The organism is Methyloceanibacter stevinii, from assembly GCF_001723355.1.
In the GTDB taxonomy this organism is placed as follows: domain Bacteria; phylum Pseudomonadota; class Alphaproteobacteria; order Rhizobiales; family Methyloligellaceae; genus Methyloceanibacter; species Methyloceanibacter stevinii.
Window position 1 is genome coordinate 1 of record NZ_LPWE01000014.1, and the last position, 18,299, is coordinate 18,299.

Annotated in this window: 24 protein-coding genes and 1 pseudogene; 13 read left to right on the forward strand and 12 right to left on the reverse strand. The window is 63.6% G+C overall.

Annotation, left to right across the window (positions count from 1 at the left end; translation table 11 throughout):
• On the reverse strand, window positions 1–299 hold a 299-nt coding region (locus tag AUC70_RS18965; protein ID WP_193427326.1), incomplete at its 3' end, for a zinc-ribbon domain-containing protein.
• Window positions 300–436: 137 nt separating this feature from the next.
• Between AUC70_RS18965 and ftsE the strand changes: the two genes are divergently transcribed.
• The gene (ftsE, locus tag AUC70_RS14620; protein WP_069445538.1) at window positions 437–1,114 is read left to right on the forward strand and encodes a cell division ATP-binding protein FtsE; all 678 of its coding nucleotides are present in this window, start codon (window positions 437–439) and stop codon (window positions 1,112–1,114) included.
• 11 nt (window positions 1,115–1,125) lie between these two features.
• Complete coding sequence (locus tag AUC70_RS17260; RefSeq protein ID WP_158007468.1) at window positions 1,126–1,275, forward strand: hypothetical protein; 150 nt, start codon at window positions 1,126–1,128, stop codon at window positions 1,273–1,275.
• A gap of 61 nt (window positions 1,276–1,336) precedes the next feature.
• Here AUC70_RS17260 and AUC70_RS14625 read toward each other — a convergent pair whose 3' ends face one another.
• Window positions 1,337–1,651, reverse strand: coding sequence for a hypothetical protein (locus AUC70_RS14625; protein ID WP_069445539.1), 315 nt, complete (start codon window positions 1,649–1,651; stop codon window positions 1,337–1,339).
• 132 nt (window positions 1,652–1,783) lie between these two features.
• Between AUC70_RS14625 and AUC70_RS14630 the strand changes: the two genes are divergently transcribed.
• From AUC70_RS14630 to AUC70_RS14650, 5 genes are all read left to right on the forward strand, one after another.
• Entirely contained in the window at window positions 1,784–2,119 is a 336-nt protein-coding gene (locus tag AUC70_RS14630; protein WP_069445540.1) for a cell division FtsX domain-containing protein, read from the forward strand.
• A gap of 89 nt (window positions 2,120–2,208) precedes the next feature.
• Window positions 2,209–2,661 carry a hypothetical protein gene (locus AUC70_RS18220; protein ID WP_069445541.1) on the forward strand — a complete coding sequence of 151 codons (453 nt, stop codon included), beginning with the start codon at window positions 2,209–2,211 and terminating at the stop codon, window positions 2,659–2,661.
• Window positions 2,634–2,924, forward strand: a complete 291-nt coding sequence (locus tag AUC70_RS18225; protein ID WP_069445542.1) for a YdcF family protein — start codon at window positions 2,634–2,636, stop codon at window positions 2,922–2,924. The genes AUC70_RS18220 and AUC70_RS18225 overlap by 28 nt, the downstream gene beginning before the upstream one ends.
• 6 nt (window positions 2,925–2,930) lie before the next feature.
• On the forward strand, window positions 2,931–3,656 hold the full coding sequence (locus AUC70_RS14645; RefSeq protein ID WP_069445543.1) for a lysophospholipid acyltransferase family protein: 726 nt from the start codon (window positions 2,931–2,933) through the stop codon (window positions 3,654–3,656).
• A 180-nt stretch (window positions 3,657–3,836) separates the two neighbouring features.
• Window positions 3,837–4,235: a hypothetical protein gene (locus AUC70_RS14650; protein ID WP_141702161.1), complete on the forward strand. Its 399-nt coding sequence runs from the start codon at window positions 3,837–3,839 to the stop codon at window positions 4,233–4,235.
• A gap of 63 nt (window positions 4,236–4,298) precedes the next feature.
• Here AUC70_RS14650 and phaR read toward each other — a convergent pair.
• Window positions 4,299–4,909 (reverse strand): annotated as a pseudogene (gene phaR, locus AUC70_RS14655) (polyhydroxyalkanoate synthesis repressor PhaR).
• Window positions 4,910–5,136: 227 nt separating this feature from the next.
• Here phaR and AUC70_RS14660 point away from each other — a divergent pair.
• Together AUC70_RS14660 and phbB are read left to right on the forward strand one after the other, a co-directional pair.
• A complete protein-coding gene (locus tag AUC70_RS14660) occupies window positions 5,137–6,318 on the forward strand; it encodes an acetyl-CoA C-acetyltransferase (RefSeq protein ID WP_069445545.1) in 1,182 nt (393 codons plus the stop codon).
• Window positions 6,319–6,473: 155 nt separating this feature from the next.
• Window positions 6,474–7,196, forward strand: coding sequence for an acetoacetyl-CoA reductase (gene phbB, locus AUC70_RS14665; protein WP_069445546.1), 723 nt, complete (start codon window positions 6,474–6,476; stop codon window positions 7,194–7,196).
• On the opposite strand, the gene AUC70_RS14670 is transcribed toward phbB, so the two are convergent.
• The 3 genes from AUC70_RS14670 to gloB all read right to left on the reverse strand — a co-directional run bounded on the left by AUC70_RS14670 (window position 7,193) and on the right by gloB (window position 9,585).
• A complete protein-coding gene (locus AUC70_RS14670; RefSeq protein WP_069445547.1) occupies window positions 7,193–8,284 on the reverse strand; it encodes a linear amide C-N hydrolase in 1,092 nt (363 codons plus the stop codon). The two genes, phbB and AUC70_RS14670, sit on opposite strands and share 4 nt — an antisense overlap.
• 87 nt (window positions 8,285–8,371) lie before the next feature.
• Entirely contained in the window at window positions 8,372–8,815 is a 444-nt protein-coding gene (locus AUC70_RS14675; protein ID WP_244505656.1) for a cupin domain-containing protein, read from the reverse strand.
• Window positions 8,815–9,585 carry a hydroxyacylglutathione hydrolase gene (gloB, locus tag AUC70_RS14680; RefSeq protein WP_069445548.1) on the reverse strand — a complete coding sequence of 257 codons (771 nt, stop codon included), beginning with the start codon at window positions 9,583–9,585 and terminating at the stop codon, window positions 8,815–8,817. Before gloB ends, AUC70_RS14675 begins: the two co-directional genes overlap by 1 nt.
• A gap of 143 nt (window positions 9,586–9,728) precedes the next feature.
• Here gloB and AUC70_RS14685 point away from each other — a divergent pair, with 143 nt between their 5' ends.
• Complete coding sequence (locus AUC70_RS14685) at window positions 9,729–10,514, forward strand: methyltransferase domain-containing protein (protein ID WP_244505657.1); 786 nt, start codon at window positions 9,729–9,731, stop codon at window positions 10,512–10,514.
• Here AUC70_RS14685 and metW read toward each other — a convergent pair.
• A complete protein-coding gene (gene metW / locus AUC70_RS14690) occupies window positions 10,461–11,099 on the reverse strand; it encodes a methionine biosynthesis protein MetW (RefSeq protein WP_083241630.1) in 639 nt (212 codons plus the stop codon). The two genes, AUC70_RS14685 and metW, sit on opposite strands and share 54 nt — an antisense overlap.
• Before the next feature lie 2 nt (window positions 11,100–11,101).
• Window positions 11,102–12,304, reverse strand: coding sequence for a homoserine O-acetyltransferase MetX (metX, locus tag AUC70_RS14695; RefSeq protein WP_069445550.1), 1,203 nt, complete (start codon window positions 12,302–12,304; stop codon window positions 11,102–11,104).
• A 230-nt stretch (window positions 12,305–12,534) separates the two neighbouring features.
• On the opposite strand from metX, the gene hisC reads away from it, so the two are divergent.
• Genes hisC through AUC70_RS14710 form a run of 3 tightly spaced genes read left to right on the forward strand, consistent with a single transcriptional unit; the run spans window position 12,535 to window position 15,144 of the window.
• Window positions 12,535–13,665 carry a histidinol-phosphate transaminase gene (gene hisC, locus AUC70_RS14700; RefSeq protein WP_069445742.1) on the forward strand — a complete coding sequence of 377 codons (1,131 nt, stop codon included), beginning with the start codon at window positions 12,535–12,537 and terminating at the stop codon, window positions 13,663–13,665.
• Window positions 13,662–14,588, forward strand: coding sequence for a prephenate/arogenate dehydrogenase family protein (locus tag AUC70_RS14705; protein WP_069445551.1), 927 nt, complete (start codon window positions 13,662–13,664; stop codon window positions 14,586–14,588). Before hisC ends, AUC70_RS14705 begins: the two co-directional genes overlap by 4 nt.
• The gene (locus AUC70_RS14710; protein WP_069445743.1) at window positions 14,572–15,144 is read left to right on the forward strand and encodes a gamma-glutamylcyclotransferase; all 573 of its coding nucleotides are present in this window, start codon (window positions 14,572–14,574) and stop codon (window positions 15,142–15,144) included. The genes AUC70_RS14705 and AUC70_RS14710 overlap by 17 nt, the downstream gene beginning before the upstream one ends.
• On the opposite strand, the gene AUC70_RS14715 is transcribed toward AUC70_RS14710, so the two are convergent.
• The 4 genes from AUC70_RS14715 to mtgA form a co-directional block, all read right to left on the reverse strand.
• On the reverse strand, window positions 15,141–15,785 hold the full coding sequence (locus AUC70_RS14715) for an EAL domain-containing protein (RefSeq protein ID WP_342022755.1): 645 nt from the start codon (window positions 15,783–15,785) through the stop codon (window positions 15,141–15,143). The genes AUC70_RS14710 and AUC70_RS14715 overlap by 4 nt on opposite strands.
• Window positions 15,674–16,801 carry a diguanylate cyclase domain-containing protein gene (locus AUC70_RS14720; protein ID WP_069445553.1) on the reverse strand — a complete coding sequence of 376 codons (1,128 nt, stop codon included), beginning with the start codon at window positions 16,799–16,801 and terminating at the stop codon, window positions 15,674–15,676. The genes AUC70_RS14715 and AUC70_RS14720 overlap by 112 nt, the downstream gene beginning before the upstream one ends.
• 359 nt (window positions 16,802–17,160) lie before the next feature.
• Window positions 17,161–17,346 (reverse strand): 50S ribosomal protein L32, encoded by a 186-nt coding sequence (gene rpmF / locus AUC70_RS14725; RefSeq protein WP_069445554.1) that lies wholly within the window; start codon window positions 17,344–17,346, stop codon window positions 17,161–17,163.
• A 102-nt stretch (window positions 17,347–17,448) separates the two neighbouring features.
• Entirely contained in the window at window positions 17,449–18,270 is an 822-nt protein-coding gene (gene mtgA / locus AUC70_RS14730) for a monofunctional biosynthetic peptidoglycan transglycosylase (RefSeq protein WP_244505658.1), read from the reverse strand.
• Window positions 18,271–18,299: the final 29 nt, after the last annotated feature.

Below are 18,299 nucleotides of genomic sequence, written 5' to 3' on the forward strand. Positions count from 1 at the left end.
GCCTGCGGGGGCATTGGCGCACTCGAAGGCGCGGCCTGAGGCGGCGGCGGCGCGGCGGCGCCCGGAGGCGGTGGCGGCGGGGACTGTGGCGCGGGCGCGGGCTGTGGCGCGGGGCGCTGAGGCGCGGCCGCTGGCTGCGGCGCGGCTGCAGGCTGCGGCGCTGCGGCTTCCGCCTCCGCAGGCTGCGCCTGCCAGACGTGACTACATTTTGCGCAGCGGACCTTCCGGCCTTCTGGCGGGAAGGCCGCCTTGATCTGGTAACGCGTTCCGCACGCGGGACAAATAATTAGTGTCGCCATTTTGATTGCCGCAATCGCCCACTACACAATGAATATGTGGGACGCCCCATCTGGTTACCCTATACCATTGATACAGGACGGGGAGTTCAGCATAAAGTGCCAGTATTCCGCAATGTTAAGAGGCGCAAGGAAGTCGGGTGATCCGCTTTGACAATGTTGGGCTACGCTATGGCTCCGGACCGGAAATCTTGCGCGATGTCACCTTTCACGTGCACCCAGGCTCCTTTCACTTTCTGACAGGACCTTCCGGTGCTGGAAAGACATCATTGCTGCGTCTTCTTTTTATGTCGATACGCCCCAGCCGGGGCTTGATCTTTGTTTTTGGTGAGAATTTAGCCGATCTAGCGCCTGCGGGACGGGCCGCCCTCCGGCGCCGAATCGGTATTGTGTTTCAGGATTTCCGGCTTCTGGACCATCTGACGACCTGGGAAAACGTAGCCTTGCCGCTCCGCGTCATGGGCAAGACTGAGAGCGACTATGCCGACGACGTGACCGATCTTCTCCATTGGGTGGGCCTCGGAAATCGTATCCACGCCTACCCAGAAACTCTCTCGGGCGGGGAAAAACAGCGCGCGGCGATCGCCCGAGCGGTCATCGGCCGCCCCGAATTGCTGCTGGCCGACGAGCCGACCGGCAATGTGGATCCGGCGATCGGCAACCGATTGCTCCGTCTTTTCGTTGAGCTCAACCGGCTCGGAACGTCCGTAATCATTGCAACGCACGACTATGGTCTGATGGAGCAGCTCGAGGCCCCGCGACTGATGCTCCAGGAAGGCCGCCTTCAGGTCGGCGCCCCTCAACTCAGCGTCCGGTAGGTGAACGCTCCGTGACGTTCCTCAGCGACATCAAGGACTATCCCTGGACGAGCCTGCTCGCAGGCATTCTTCCGGCACGGCTCGCCGCGCGTCTTCCCAAGCGCTTCCAGCGCCCGCCTCCCAAATCGTCCCGCCAGCCTCCGTCGCAGGCCGGGCACTGACGATGGTTATCGCCATCATGACGTTTCTCGCCTGTCTCACAGCCGGTGGGGTCTACATGGTTCACCAATCGGCAAGCGCATGGGTGGACGACATCGCCAGCGAGATCACCATCGAACTCAACCCGCTGGAGACCACGGACATCGAGAAAAAGATGACCTTGGTCTCCCTGTTTCTGGCGAAACAGTCGGGCATCAGCCGCGTCAAACCGATGAGTGCTGACGATTCGGCCAAACTGCTCGAGCCGTGGATCGGGTCGACCGAGGCGCTTTCGGCACTGCCCGTGCCGCGCTTGATCGCGGTGGAAATCGATCGCTCGAACCCGCCCGATATCGAGGCGATCCAGAAAGCGCTCGGCGAAAACTTCGAAGGCGTCACGCTCGACGATCACAGGCGCTGGCAGTCGGAAATCAAACTCATCACGCGATCGACGGCACTTGGCGGCATCGCGGTTCTGGCGCTCGTCGCGGCCGCGACGTCGCCGTCATCATCTCGGCCACCCGCAGCGCCATGGCGACGAATCGCGAGATTATCGAGGTGTTGCATTTCGTCGGCGCCAACGACCGCTTCATTTCTAGCGAGTTCGAGCGGCAAGTTAGGGCTTGGGGTCAGGGCGGGCTCGTCGGCGCGATCGCTGCGGCAATCACCTTTCTGCTCATGCCCCTGCTGGTCAGCCTCCTCGGCGGAGGGGCCGTTACCGAAGCGGAAACCCGCCGTCTGCTAGGAAGCGGCGAACTCGACATCGGCGGATATTTCCTCCTGGCGCTGATTGTCGTGGTCGTCGCGGCGCTCTGCATGGTCACTTCCCGGCTTGGGGTCTTTCGCGTCCTGAAAACCTATGCTTGAACGCGACTGAGCAGGACGTTTCCGATCGGCTCGGTCCGGTCTAGAACCTCCCTGTGCTGCGTGGCGCAATGCCGTATCCGGAGTAGTCGTTGAACGAGACCATCAACATAGACGGCAGCGAGGATGCCAATCCGCGCCCGAAGCACTTCCATCGCTTCCGCGGCCCGCTCGGATTCGTCCGTCTCGTGTTCGACGGAACGATCCTCCTGCTGGTCATGCTGATCATCGGCTTCATCGTCTTCGCCAACGGGCTGGCCCGGGAGCCAAAAGATCCCCCGCATGCCACGGACGGAATCACCGTGCTGACGGGCGGCGTCTCCCGTATCGACGAGGCCATGAAGCTGATGGCCAAGAAAAAAGCCCGGCGTATGCTGATCACGGGCGTAAATCGCGAAACCACGCTCGAGCAGCTCAAGCTCCTCACCCCGGAGGCACTCGCTATTTCGACTGCTGCGTCGATATCGACAAGGCGGCGCTCAACACGATCGACAACGCGACGCAAACGGCCCGTTGGGTGGCGGAGAACGGCTATGGGTCCGTGATCGTGGTCACCTCCAACTATCACATGCCGCGCGCGCTGGCCGAGCTGGAGCGTGCGATGCCGGGAATCGTGCTCGTTCCCTATCCCGTTGTGGACAACAATGTCGAAGTGGCACGCTGGTGGGAATTTCCAGGTACGACCAAGCTGCTTCTGTCGGAGTACCTGAAATATCTACCGGCTCTCGGCCGGCTTTGGGCGACCAACCTCGCCCGTGTCGCGCTGCCGGGAACCTCGGTGCCGCCGGCCGACGAACCTGAACCGTAGGCCTCGATGTTTCGCTCCGTCGTTTTCGGAATTCTGTTTTACGTCACGACCGCGCTGTTCGTGGTGTTCGGATTTCCGTTCTTCTTCACACCGCGCCGGTGGTCCATGGCAGCCTTGAAGGTCCATGCCCGGACCGAACTCTGGCTCCTGAAACATATCGTCGGTCTCGATTTCGAAATCCGGGGTCTCGACAAACTGCCCGAGCCGCCGTTCCTCGTCGCGTCAAAGCACCAATCGGCCTGGGAAACTTTCGCGCTCATTCCGCTTTTTCACGACCCGGCGCTTCTGATGAAACGCGAATTGTTCTGGATCCCGTTTCACGGTTGGTTCTCCTACAAATTCGGGATGATCCCCGTCGACCGGGACAAAGGCCCCGCCGCGCTGCGCAACATGCTGCGCCATGCCAAGGATCGCATCGCCAAAGGCCGGGAGATCATCATCTTCCCCGAAGGCACCCGCCGTCCGCCCGGCGCGCCGCCCGCCTACCACACGGGGATCGTGCTCCTCTACAACGCGTTGGACGTGCCGTGCGTCCCCATCGCCTTGAATTCAGGGGTATTTTGGCCCCGCCGCACCTGGCGGCGAAAGCCGGGCACCGTCATTGTGGAGATCCTCGATCCCCTGCCGCCGGGCCTGCCCAAGGCCGAGTTCATGAGCCGTCTGCAAGAGGCTGTCGAGACCGCTTCGGACCGCCTCCTGGCCGAAGCCAACGCCAAGACCAAAATCCGTTAACCCCTTGTTAACACTTAAAAGCTTGCGCCCCAGGCCGCCAAGTTCATATTTTGTTCTACCTACACATTGAGGCGGCGAAAAGCTTGAATTTTCGATCGCTCAACCCATTTGAGTTAGAGTCGCCAAGGTTAACGGGACAAGATGTCGATGTGGACGAATTCTTCAGACGCTTCCGAGTTTGTGTCTTCCGAAAACGGGACCTACGGCCCGTCGGACGAGCCGGCACTCGTTTGCGCGGAAGCAGCTTTCGACCAAGCCTTCCACTATTGGCGCGGGGCATCGGGACGCCGTTATCTTCACAGCGTTTATTCGCTCGTGGGGTGTCCGGCGCTGCCGCAGGCCAATTTCATCTTGGTCCGCCGTCATGACGACGGGTCGCGTGAGGCGCTGGCCTTCGGTAACACGAAGGACGACGCGATGTCGCTCAATCTCGCCCGCCTGCGCCATGAAGGCGCGAAGATCGGTGCGAATGAGGTGCATATCCATCTTCTGGCCGACACGGCCCGGGCCCGCAGATTCGTCGAGGCGGACCTGACCGCGGCGCATCTGCACCAGCCTGCTACGTCCGAAGCGGCGTAGGCTTTGTAGCTGCCCAGCCCCAACTCATTTCCGGATTCGTGTTTCGTGGAAGACTACGACGCGCTAGGTGCGCGATAGTTTCTCCAGCCGCTCCTGCATGGCCTGTAGCTCGGCCTTAAGCGTATCGATGTCGTCTTCGCTGCTCTCAGACTCGGAAGAGGACTTGGTGGCGCTTTCGTCGGATATCTGTTCCACGCGCGTTCCAACCGCATCGGTGCTGAAGGGCGTGAACATCCCGAGCGCCTTCTCGAGGCCGCGAAGTTCTTGCGCACCTGCTCCTGCATCACATCGAAGGCCACGGTCCCGAACGTATCGGCAAAGTTGCGCCGGTACTTCTCCTGCTGCTTGGTGAGGGAGTCGAGACTGAATTCGAGATAGGAGGGAACCAGCATCTGCATGCCGTCGCCGTAGAACCGGATGAGCTGACGCAAGAAGCCGATGGGCAAGAGGTTGGTCCCGCGGCTCTCCTGTTCGACGATGATCTGGGTCAGCACGGCATGGGTCAGATCCTCGCCGGTCTTCGCGTCGTAGACCACGAAGTCGCGCTCGGCGCGCACCATCTCGGCCAGATCTTCCAAGGTCACATACGTGCTTGTATCGGTGTTGTAGAGCCTCCGGTTGGCGTATTTCTTGATGATGACCGGCCGGTTCTCCTGGTTCGCATCCCTAGCCACGTGTCGTTTTCTCCTTAACCCCAAGGGTGCCCGGAATTCCCGCGGACGGTTCGAAGACCACCCCCTGGTAGTTGACGCTATGTCGCACGTGCGAAAATAAGTACCACGTTAGGCGTATTCCGCACCAGAGACTTTGACGGAAGCCTTAATTCGAGGGGCTTGTTTGTCTTTCCAGCCGCACTGCGCTGCGGTATGACCCAAGGGCGAGTTTCAGTCGGGAGGACAGAATGAAAGACGCAGATATCGTGATTGTCAGCGCGGCGCGGACGCCCGTCGGAGCTTTCGGCGGTTCCCTTTCCAGCGTTCCGGCCCACACACTGGGCGAGACGGCCATTCGGGCCGCCCTTGAACGTGCTGGCGTCGATGCCAGTGACGTGGACGAAGTGATCATGGGCCAGGTGCTCACGGCCGGCGAAGGTCAGAACCCGGCGCGGCAGGCGGCGATTGCCGCGGGCGTGCCCAAGGAGGCCACCGCGTTCGGCATCAACCAGGTCTGCGGTTCGGGCCTGCGCTCAGTCGCCCTCGGCGCTCAGCAGATCGCCACGGGCGATGCGGAGGTCGTGGTTGCGGGCGGTCAGGAAAACATGAGCATGGCCCCCCATGTCGCGAACCTGCGCAACGGCTACAAGATGGGCGACGTCAAGTTCATCGACTCGATGATCAAGGACGGCCTGTGGGAAGCCTTCAACGGCTACCACATGGGCAACACCGCCGAGAACGTCGCCAAGCAGTGGCAGCTGACCCGCGACGAGCAGGACGCCTTCGCCGTTGCGTCGCAGAACAAGGCGGAAGCGGCCAAGAAGGGCGGCAAGTTCAAGGACGAGATCGCGCCTGTGACCATCCAGACCCGCAAGGGCGACGTGGTCGTGGACGAGGACGAGTACATCCGCGAAGGCGCCACCATCGACAGTGTCGCCAAGCTGCGGCCGGCCTTCGACAAGGAAGGCACCGTGACCGCGGGCAACGCCTCGGGCATCAATGACGGTGCTGCCGCGGTGGTCCTGATGTCCGCTGAAGAAGCCAAGAAGCGCGGTCTGACCCCGCTTGCCCGCATCGCCTCCTGGGCGGTCGCCGGCGTCGATCCCACCATCATGGGCACCGGCCCCATCCCCGCCTCGCGCAAGGCGCTGGAGAAGGCCGGCTGGAAGGTCGCCGATCTCGACCTCGTCGAAGCGAACGAGGCCTTCGCCGCGCAGGCGCTGGCCGTCAACAAGGACATGGGCTGGGACGGCGACAAGGTGAACGTCAATGGCGGCGCCATCGCCATTGGCCACCCGATCGGCGCATCGGGCACGCGCGTCCTCGTCACGCTCCTGCACGAGATGCAGAAGTCGGACGCGAAGAAGGGCCTGGCCACGCTGTGCATCGGCGGCGGCATGGGCGTAGCTATGTGCCTGGAGCGCGACTAACCCAACGCTCTTGAGCTTTGAGACGAATTCGTGTGGGGTGGCCTAGGCTGCCCCACACGTCGATTTGGCCTTTGCCCAAATTGGTCCTTGTCTAAATCGGGCTCGGGATCGGCCGTTGAAGAAACAAGCGCCAAAGTGCGCAAAGGGAGGATGCTATGGGAAGGGTGGCTCTGGTCACTGGTGGTACGCGCGGCATTGGCGCAGCATGCAGCAAGGCGCTGAAAGACGCGGGCTACAACGTCGCCGCCAGCTATGCGGGCAATGACGACGCCGCGAACGCGTTCAAGGCCGAAACCGGTATCCCGGTCTTCAAATGGGATGTCGGCGACTATGCCGCCTGCGAGAAGGGCGTTGCCGCTGTCGAGGCCGAAGTGGGCCCGGTCGAAGTGCTGGTGAACAACGCCGGCATCTCCCGCGACGCGATGCTGAATAAGATGACCCCTGAGCAATGGTCGGAGGTCATGCGCACCAATCTCGACTCCGTGTTCAATGTCACCCGGCAAGTCATCAACGGCATGCGCGACCGCAAGTTCGGCCGCATCATCTCGATCTCCTCGATCAACGGCCAGCAGGGCATGTTGGGCCTGTCCAATTACTGCGCCGCCAAAGCCGGCATGATCGGCTTCACCCGGACGCTTGCCCTGGAAGGCGCGCGCAAGGGCATCACCGCCAACGCCATCGCACCGGGCTACGTGGCCACCGAATTGCTTTCGGGCGTTTCCGAAAAAGTGATGGAAGCGATCGTCGGCCAGATCCCGGTCGGACGCCTCGGCGAGGCCGAAGAGGTCGCCCGCTGCGTCGTGTTCCTGGCTGCGGACGAAGCCGCCTGGATCACCGGCTCGACGCTCACCATCAATGGCGGTCAGCTCGCGGACTAATTGCTAGGCGCTGATTCCGCTTCGAGAAGTTGCGCGCTCCCGTCCTCGGCCATGCGGTCGAGGACGGTGAGTGGCATCACCCTCACCCCGCCCGCAGCCGATAGGCTGCCAAGATCGAATGCCGTGTAGTTGATGCCGGCATAGGTCCGCAAGAGAAGCTTCTTCCTGCCAAGGTCGGTCAAAGCCGTCCACGACGTATATTCACTTGCGGCCAGCCCGGCGCTTGCCGCGCCGCCGCCAGCCTCGATACCGCCGCTCCCGCCGCGCACATCGACCGTGATCCCTTTCGGCCTGTCGAAATTGTTCATGACATGAGCGAGCGTCATGATGGCATCGTTCGGGGCCGACACCTTGTCGGCAAATTGCGCGTAGTAGGCCGCGCGCACGAAGCGCCCCACCGACGTATTGGACGCCGGCAACCCCTCCGTTGCGATGCCCGAATCCGGCTGGGCGACCTGAAGCGCGCCGAACTGGCTTTCGGACCGGTCGACATTCGAGAGAAAGGTGTAGTTGTTGAGGTTGGTGAGGTGCCACGAAAACGCCGGGCCGTTCGTCATGACCCCCACGGGATTGTCGTAGACGGACTGCGCGCCGCCTGAGAACTCGACCACGATCGAGGCACCGGTCCGGTCGTGCAGAACGTAGTGGAACGGCGTCATGGCCCCGCCGAGGATCGCGAGCGGCGCCAGGAGAACGGGCTGGTTCGCAAGGGCCTCCTTGACGTCCGCGACCGTCGCGAACTGACCGAGAGTCCAGGAGCCGAGATCGACGGCCGACAAGGCCGCCTTGGTCTTCTCGAACGCGGCCTGCGTCCCCGCCGCCCCCGGATAGGACAACGCGCTGAAGGTCAGGCCTTCGCTGTTCAACCCCTCGACGATCTTCAGATCATCGGGCGCGAACGGAACCGTGACCGCAAGAACAGGATAGACCGTCTTGTATTGCAGCGGCGCACTGCCCTGGACCGTGGATTCGTAGCCTTGGCCCGCCGGCAGGTACGCGATCTGGTAGGGCATCTCCATGGGTAGTTCGAGCGTGCGTCCTGCATAGGCGTTGCCGTTCGCGTCCCGATAGAGAAGAGCCGTGCACATACGTGATTTCCTTTCGTCGTCGGTCGGCGTTCGGCTACGCATACGCCGGAGCGGGGCGCGCGACCGAACATCAACCTGTTGGGTCGTTTACGGCTCCCAGCCTTCGGGGGCCAGTTCGAAACCCTCGAACTGAAAGCCGGGCGCGACGGTGCAGCCCACGAGCGTCCACGGCCCAAGACTTCGCGCACTCTGCCAGGCATGAGCCGGCACGATGCCTTGCGGATGCTCGCCGGCGAACAGATCCGGCCCCAGAGTCAGGTCCCGCACCGCACCGTTCTCGTCGGCGATCTTGAGCGCCAGAGGCGCGCCGGCGTACCAGTGCCAGGTCTCGACCGCATCCACCCGATGCCAATGAGAGACGTCACCCGCGGCCAGAAGAAACAGGATCGCCGTCGAATGGGCGCGGCCGTTGGTCCCCACCTCGTCGCGGAAGGTCTCCTTGTACCAGCCGCCTTCCGGGTGCGGTTCGAGTGCGAGATGGGCGATGATCTCTTCGGCGCTCGGCACGCGCGACACGGACGCCTCGGCCACTAGAACATGTCCTTGCGGTCGCGCACCTCGGCGAAGACGGCCTCCAGCGGCGCGCCTTCCATTCCGAGCCGGGCTTGGATCTCGGGGCTCGAGGCCCGCAGGAACGGGTTGGTGGCAAGCTCCTGCCCGATCGTGGTGGGTAGGGACGGACGGCCATTGGCGTCGTTCTGCGCGACTTCGGCGGCACGAGCCTGCAGGGCCTCGTTCTCCGGCTCGATGGTCAGCGCGAACCGGCAATTGGCGCCGGTATATTCGTGGCCGCAGAAGACCTTCGTCTCCGGCGGCAATCCCGCGAGCTTCGACAAAGAGGCCCACATGGTCGGCGCATCGCCCTCCAGAAGCTTGCCGCAGCCGACGGAGAACAGCGTGTCGCCGACAAAGACCGCACCCTCATTCGGGAAATAGTAGCTGACGTGGCCGCGCGTATGCCCCGCCGTGTCGATTGACCGTCGCGTCCGCGTGGCGACCGAGACCGTATCGCCTTCCTTGACCTCCACGTCGAGCCCCGGGATCAGACCAGCCTCCCGCGCGGGTCCATAGACGGTGCAGCCGGTCTTGTTCTTCAACGGCCCGATGCCCGCGGTATGGTCCCCGTGATGATGCGTCACCAGGATGTCGGTGAGGGTCCAGCCCTTCTGCGCGAGCGCGGCCTGGATCGGGCCGGCCTCGGGCGCATCGATCGAGGCGGTCGCGCCCGTCTCGGGGTCGTGGATGAGCACCCCATAGTTGTCGGCGCGGGTGGGAAACTGGAAAATCTCGAGCTTGGCCATGTTGGTCTCTTGGATGTCGGTCTCTTGGATTCTAGTCGAACGGGCCGGGTCGTTTCGCCGGGGACCCTACTCCGGCACCGGCACGATTGAAACCGCCCGGCGCGCGAACCAAGTCTAAACGCACCAAGGATAGACTGGACGCCATGCATCTCGACGCGATCGACCTTCGGAATTTCTATGCCCGCCGCATCGGCCTGATGGTGCGGCGTCTGTTGCGCCCGCGATTCCGGGCTTTTTGGCCCGATGTCGAAGGCTTGCGCGTCTTCGGCCTCGGCTATGCTTCGCCCTATCTTGCCGAATTCAGGACGCAAGCCCTGTGCACGGGCGCGCTCGCCCCCGTCCGCCTCGGCGCCCTGCCCTGGCCCGAGCGGGCCGCGTCGCATACGGCCCTCGTGGACGAGACCGAACTGCCTTTGGACGACGAAGCCGCCGACCGCATTCTCCTGGTGCACATGCTGGAGTGGTCCGAGCATCCCCATGCCTTGCTTCGCGAGATCTGGCGGGTGCTCGCTCCCAACGGCCGCATCCTCGTGGCGGTGCCGAACCGGCGGGGACTTTGGGCACGCATGGATTCCACGCCCTTCGGCTATGGCAGCCCGTTCAGCCGCAGCCAACTCACCCGACTCCTGAAAGACGCCATGTTCCAGCCCGAGAGCTGGCACTACGTCCTCCACCTGCCGCCCTTCAACTGGCGCCTCTTGACCCGCTGGCCTGACTTCTGGGAGCGGGCAGGCGATCTGCTCTTGGCCTGGCCTTTTCGGGGGTCATCGTGGTGGAGGCCACGAAGCAGGTCTATGCGGCGCGCTGCGCGCGAGCCGGTCCGCAGGATGCGGCGGCGCGTGATTCCCGTCCCGGCCGGCGCGGTGACGCCGCGCCTAACGCGAGAGCAGGAAGACGGCTTGCTCGCCGAAGAGATTCTGCGCCGATAGAGGCATCGACACGAGCTTCGTGCCGTTGGCGTTGAGCGCGACGACGCGCTCGACCTTCGCGCCCATATCCTCGCACAGCGCGAGGAAGTCCTTGATCGTGCAAAGATGGATATTAGGCGTGTTGTACCAGGTCTCCGGCAGCGTGTCGGTTTGCGGCATATGTCCGCCGAACATGAGCTGTGCCCGCACGCTCCAATGACCGAAATTCGGAAACGAGACCACGACCCGTTTGCCAATCCGCAAGAGCTGCTCGAGCACGTGCCGCGGGTTGCGGGTGGCCTGGATGGTCCGCGACAGGATCGCATAGTCGAAGGCCATGTCCGGATAATAGGCGAGGTCCGTATCCGCATCACCCTGGATTACCGAAAGGCCTCGGGCCACGCATTGGTTCACGCCGGCCTGGCTCAACTCGATGCCGCGGCCGTCGACGCCATGCTTCTCGGACAGGATGCGCAGCAGCGTGCCGTCGCCGCAGCCGATATCGAGCACCCGGGAACCGGGCGCGATCATCTCCGCGATGAGTAGAAGATCGACGCGGGCCGTGTCGGCGGACCGCAATGCCGGCGGATTGACGGGCGCGTCCATCGTCATGACCCCGTGCTTGCGTCGTCGAGCCCGCGCCTGCGGGCGGCCGCGCTCAAGAAGCCGCGCACCGTGTCGAACAGCTCGGGCTCGTGCAGCAGGAAGGCATCGTGCCCTTTGTTCGACTCGATCTCGACGAAACTGACATTGGCCGCCACCGCGTTGAGCGCATGCACGACCTCGCGGCTCTCCTCCGTCGGAAACAGCCAGTCCGACGTGAAGGAGATCAGGCAGAAGCGCGTCTTCGTCCCGGCAAAGGCGTTTGCGAGCACGCCGCCGTGGTCCGCGGCGAGATCGAAATAGTCCATGGCCCGCGTGATGTAGAGATAAGAGTTCGCGTCGAACCGGTCGACGAAACTCATCCCCTGATGGCGAAGATAGCTCTCTACCTGGAAGTCCGCGTCGAAGCCGAAGGTGACTTCCTCGCGGTCCTGCAGATTGCGGCCAAACTTCGTGTGCAAGGCGCGATCCGACAAATAGGTGATGTGCGCGGCCATGCGCGCAACGGCGAGACCCTTGCGCGGGTTCTTACCCTCTTCGAGATAGTGGCCGCCGCACCAATCGGGATCGGCCATCACCGCCTGGCGGCCGACTTCATGGAAAGCGATATTCTGCGAGGAATGGCGCGCGGCACAGGCGATCGGGATCGCGGAGAACACACGGTCCTTATAGGTCGCGGCCCATTCGAGCACCTGCATGCCGCCCATGGAGCCGCCGATGACGCTCAGCGCCTGCTCGACGCCGAGATGATCCAAGAGGCGCGCCTGGGCCCGCACCATGTCGCGCAGCGTGATCACCGGAAAATCCGGGCCATAGGGGCGCCCCGTCACGGGATTGAGCGAGCTCGGCCCCGTCGAGCCCATGCACCCGCCAATCACGTTGGGGCACAGCACGAAATAACGGTCCGTATCGATGGGCTTGCCGGGCCCGACCATGGTCTCCCACCAGCCCGGCTTGCCCGTGACCGGATGCGGATTGGCCACGTGCTGGTCGCCCGTCAGTGCATGACAGACGAGCACGAGGTTCGACTTGTCGGCGTTCAGCGTGCCGTAGGTCTGGTAGGCGACGGAAAAGGGCGCAAGCACAGCTCCGCTGTCGAGTGGGAGGCCCTCACTCGCCGGGAAATGCACCACTTCGCTATGGGGATCGGTAACCTGCTGCCGCCGTTTGAGTTCGGCGAAGCTGTCCGCTCCCGGAGTCTCGTTCATCGTCGTAATGGCCTAAACAGAACGGTTTCGACGCAGGCAGACAAAAGACCGTGCGCCCACCCTGACAAGGTGACCTGGAATTATACAATGCCGGGTTAGTTATGGCGTCATGAGAGTCAATCTTTTCTTTGCCTTGCTTAAGAAATCGCCGTATGACAAGCCCTTCGCAGGGTTTTGAGGCCCCAATAAGGAGCAGACTTATGGCTGCCGAACCGATGGCTGCCAAACGCATGGCCGCGAAAATTACGCGCGCGACGACCGCTCCGGCCCCACGGCCGGGCATTCTCGACATCGCACCCTACGTGCCGGGTACGAGCGCGCTGCCTGGTGCCGGGCCGATCGTGAAGCTGTCGTCCAACGAGACACCGCTCGGGCCGAGCCCGCAGGCGGTGGAGGCTTACCTCAACGAAGCGCCGCATCTGTCGCGCTACCCCAACGGCTCGGCGCAGCCCTTGCGCGAAGCGCTGGCCGCCGAGCATGGCCTCGATGCGGCACGGATCGTGTGCGGCGCGGGCTCCGACGAACTCCTGAACCTGCTGGCGGCTGCCTATCTCGGCCCGGGAGAGGCAATCTACACGGAGCATGGCTTCCTGGTTTACAAGATCGCCATCATGGCCCGTGGCGCGACGCCGGTTGTCGCCCCGGAGACAAACCACACCGCGGACGTGGACGCGATTCTTGCCCGGGTGACTCCGTCGACGCGCATCGTGTTCCTGGCGAACCCGAACAATCCCACCGGAACCTACCTCCCCTACGCGGAGATAGAGCGGCTGCACGCGGGCCTGCCCGACGACGTGCTGCTGGTGCTGGACGCTGCCTATGCGGAATACGTTCGGAAGGACGATTACGAGGCCGGCGCCGCGCTCGTTTCGGCAAACGACAACGTGGTCATGACGCGGACGTTCTCCAAGATCTACGGCCTCGCCTCCTTGCGGATCGGTTGGGCCTACTGTCCCGACGCCATTGCCGACACGCTGAACCGCATTCGCGGGCCCTTCAACCTGACGGGCCCCTCGATCGCGGCCGGAGTCGCGGCCGTCGGCGATCGCGCGCATCTGGCGGCGGCGATCGCGCACAACGAGGCGTGGCTCGGCGACACGGCTGCAAAACTTGAAAGTCTCGGCCTCAAGACGACGCCGAGCGTTGCCAATTTTCTGCTGGTCCATTTCCCGGACGTGGCGGGCAAGACGGCGCGTGAGGCCGATGCGTTCCTGCACGAGCGCCGCATCATCCTGCGCCGCGTGGAGGAGTATGGATTCCCCCATGCCCTGCGCATGACCATCGGAACCGAAGCCGAAAACGCGGCCGCGCTCGAAGCGCTGAGCGCGTTCATGGGCGCCGAATCCACAGGCGCTTCATGACGGAGCCTCTTTTCGACAAGGTCGCCATCGTGGGACTGGGTCTGATCGGCTCGTCCCTTGCGCGCGGCATCAAGAAGCACGGTCTTGCCACGACCGTCACCGGCTTCGACGGGTCGGCGGACGTGCGCGCGCGGTCGCGCGATCTCGGATTCTGCGATTCCATCGCCGAGACCGTCGACGAGGCAGTTACAGGAGCACAGCTCGTGATCCTCGCCGTGCCCGTAGGCGCCATGGCGGCGGCGGCGCAATCCGTTGCCCCACATCTCGCCGACGGCGCGATCGTCACCGACGTGGGCTCCGTGAAGGCCGCCGTCGTGCGCCAGGTCGCGGACGCTCTCCCCGACCACGCCGCGTTCGTTCCGGGCCATCCGGTGGCGGGCACGGAACACTCCGGCCCCGAGGCCGTTTTTGCGGATCTGTTCGATGGACGCTGGTGCGTCGTCACGCCCTGCGCGCGCTCGACCGACGCAAGCGTCAAGAAGGTCGTCGCGCTTTGGACGGCGCTCGGTTCGACCGTCGAGACGATGACACCCGAGCATCACGACATCGTCCTCGCGATCACGAGCCACATTCCGCATCTGATCGCCTACAACATCGTCGGCACGGCCGCCGACCTGGAAGACGTCACGCAGTCCGAGGTCATCAAGTTCTCCGCCGGCGCTTTCCGCGACTTCACGCGTATCGCCGCCTCCGACCCGGTCATGTGGCGCGACGTGTTCCTCAACAACAAGGAAGCGGTCCTCGAAGTTCTCGGCCGCTTCTCCGAAGACCTCGCCGCGTTGCAGCGCATGATCCGCTGGGACGACGGGCAATCTCTGCAGGGTCACTTCGCCCGCACGCGTGCCATCCGGCGCAGCATCATCGATGCGGGCCAAGATACCGCCGACGCCGATTTCGGCCGGCCGCATGGGCATGACGACTGAGGCCGACAAAAACGCTCTCTGGGTTTTCGGCTATGGGTCGCTGATGTGGCGTCCCGGCTTTCCATTCGATGCACATAGCCCCGCGCGCCTCGAGGGAGCGCATCGGGCCCTGTGCATCTATTCGGTCCTGCACCGGGGTACACCGAGCGAGCCTGGTCTCGTCCTCGGTCTTGACGAGGGCGGCCGATGCGAGGGCGTGGCCTTCCGCGTCGAGCCAGGCGCCGAGAACGACACGATCGCCTATCTGCGCCAGCGCGAGCAGGTGACAGACGTGTACGTGGAGACCTATCGCGAGATTGCGCTGGCAAACGGGTCGGGCCAAAGCGTCAGGGCGCTCACCTTCGTAGCCGATCCGACCCACGCCCAATATGCAGGCGCACTCGACCTCGAGGCGCAACTGCGCATCGTCCGGGCCGGCAGGGGGCAGGCCGGGCCGAATATCGACTATGTCCTAAACACGGTCGAACATCTGGAGAGCTTGGGCACGCACGACCCGCTGCTGTTCGCGCTCGCCGAACGGCTTCGGAAAGAGATCGACGAGGAGCCTGGCGGCTAGCCGGCAGATTTTCTCGGCGAGGCCGTCTTGTCGTCGTGCAGTTCGGGCGCTCCGAAGAAATCGCCCTGCAGATAGGACACCCCGGCCTTTTCGAGGAGATCGACGGCACGCTCGTCGCCGACCCACTCGCCGACAGTCTCGACGCCGAAGCGATGGGCCAAATCCAGAAGTGTCTGAACGAATGTCTCGTCATTCGAATTTTTGCCGATGTTCTCGATGAACGATCCATCGATCTTGACCATGTCGACACCGAGGTTGCGCAGCGAGCGGAACGAGGCGTATCCGGCCCCGAAATCGTCAAGCGCGACCCTGCAGCCCGCCCGCTTCAATGCGGTGACGAAATTGGCCGTCGCCTCCATGTCCGAAACGGCGGCCGTCTCGGTGATCTCCACGGTCAGGCGCTCCGTGAGCTTCCGGTCCTTGCCTGTAAGCGCCTCGAGTGCATCGATCCAATGCCGGTCGGTCGTGGACAGAGCCGAGACATTGAGGGCGAGTTTACGGGTCGGCACGGAACGTAAGAGATCGATTGTCAGCTCCAGCGCGCGATGATCGATGAGCTTCGCCAATCCAAGCTCCTCCGCTGCCGGAACGAACTCGCTCGCGTCCAGAACCGATCCGTCCGGCAGCCGCAGCCGCAGCAGACATTCGTAGATTCCGGATCGTGGCTGCCCGAGGTCACGACCGGCTGAAGGGCGATGGCAATGCGGCGATCGTTCAGAGCGCGTATGACTTCGTCGGCCATGGCGATGGTGCGCTTGCGCTCGGCCTCGCGCGGTGACGACGGATCGTAGATATAGAATCGGTCGCGGGGATTGACGCGGGCCATGTCGGCCGCCTGCATCGCGCGCCCGATCGCGTCTTGCGTGGACTGCGCATGGTCGGGCAGCAAGATGACGCCCACGAACACGGCAACGGCAACGGCGCCGGAGCGGGTGCTCGCGATGTCCCGCTCCACGCAGGCGATCATGCGCCTGGCGACGGCAACGGCTTCGTCGGCGTCACAGCCATGCAGAACGATGCCGTACTTGTTCGAGGAAAACCGGCCCAGGCAGTCGCGGCCCCGCACGGCGGTGGCGAGACGCTGGCCGACGATGGAAATGACCTCATCGCCGACGTCGTAGCCATAGGTTTCGTTGATGCGGGTGAGATCGCTGACGCCCACGAGCAGGAAGGCGCCTTTCGTGTCTCGGCCGGCGCGGCCGGACAGGAGCTGAGAAAGCATCCCGGTCAGTTCCGCGCGCGACGGAATGCCGGACGGCTCTGCGCCAGCGGCCACCGATTGCGGACGGCTGCGGCGGCGGCGTTCCGCGGCCACCCGGATCGTGCCCTCGGCCCGAACCGGCTCGCCCCGAGCGTCCGTGATGCAAACGCCGCGTTCCTCGACCCAGATTGTAGCCTTTCCACGCCGCCCTTCCGGCATGAAGCGATACTGCAGCGCATAGGGGATGGACGCATTGGCGGGTGCCTTTGCAACGCGCCTTACATCATCGTAGCGGGCTGCCGCATGCTTGGGATCGATATGCAAGGCGAATGCGCGGCCGCGCACAACGGCGCCAATATCGATGCCGCCCAACACGGCGCAGGCGTTCTTGGCCCAGTCGATTCGGTCAGACGCGAAATCCCAGCAATAGGCCGTGGTCTGGAGGCGATCCAGCACCTCTTCGAGCTCGCGTGCGGCTCATCGCCGGATGCCGCTGTGGTCTCGGATCTATCCATTGGCCTGCCCCTTACGCGTGCACCTGCGGCGCCTCTTACGGTGTGTTGGGCGCTCGTTGCTTGTCGAACAACGCTAGTCGGCAAGGCTTAAGAAGCCGAAAATCGGTGAGGGACAACGGGCGCATTCGCGGCCCAAACTAGGGGGCGCAAGGGCGATTCCGGCCGGTTTCTGGGGGTTTGGTTAGCGAGACCCTACTGGAGAAGGCGCAACGGAAGCCAAGTTTGGGCCAGGCAAGCAAAAGAGCTCCGGCGCCACGGCACCGGAGCAAAAAAGTTCGCAAGACCCAAGAGCTTACGCTCTTATGCCTCGTCCTTGATCGTGATTACCTGGCGGCCACGATAACGGCCCGACTTCAGATCGATGTGATGCGGACGGCGAAGCTCGCCGGAATCCTTATCCTCGACATAGGCCGGGGCCGTGACAGCGTCGTGGCTCCGCCGGTTGCCCCGCTTCATGCGAGACACTTTTCTCTTTGGAACAGCCATTTCTTTGAACCTCTTGGCGCCACCGCCGTTCGCGGGGCACGTCGTTGGGCGCTCTTATAGTCACAAATTCCGCTGCTGACCAGGGCCGATAGCCGACCTTTTTCATGGATTCAGCACGCAATCCGCCCGCTTGGCGATGTAGGGAAGCCGTTTCTGCACCGCATTGGCCACCACGCGATGGGTCCGGTTGGGCCGCGCGGGATTGCGGACTTTCGGCTTCGGGAGCGTGGTCGCGAGGAGCACGGCCTCGCGCTGGGTGAGTGCCGAAGCCGGTTTGCGGAAGTATTTCCGGCTCGCGGCCTCGACCCCGAACAGGCCGGGACCGAATTGAGCGATGTTGAGATAGACCTCCAGCACGCGCTCCTTCGGCCAGATCGTGACGAGCGCATAGGCCAAGGGCACCTCGAGCGCCTTGCGCAAATAAGATCGGAATTCCCAGAGGTAGATGTTCTTGGCGACCTGCATGGGGATGGTGCTGGCGCCCCGGGCGGGCTCCAGATTTTTCGCGGACTCGAGGACCTGGCGCACGGCGGCCCAATCCACGCCCTGGTGGCGGCAGAAATTGCCGTCTTCGCTCGCGATGACCGCCAGCCGCATATGGGGCGAGATCTTCTCGATCGGCACCCACCGCCGCTGCAATGTCTCGCCGCGAAGCTTCTCTATCACCATGACCGACGTGATGGGCGGGTTCACAAAGCGAAACAGGACGAGGCTGGCCAGGACGACGCCCACCACAATCAGAAAAGCGATCCCGATGCGCCGCAGCCATGGGTGCCGTTTGGCCCATGATTTTTTGCCGCGAGATTTCATCTGGCTCGGCTGCAGGGCAGTTGCGTCGGGAGCCTTGCGGACTTCTGGCGTGGGGATGGCATTGCCGGTCTCGGAGGTGGGCGCCGCGGGTTCTTGGGTTTCATTGTCCTGCATCGAAGGGCGTTCTAGCGCCCAGCGGTGAT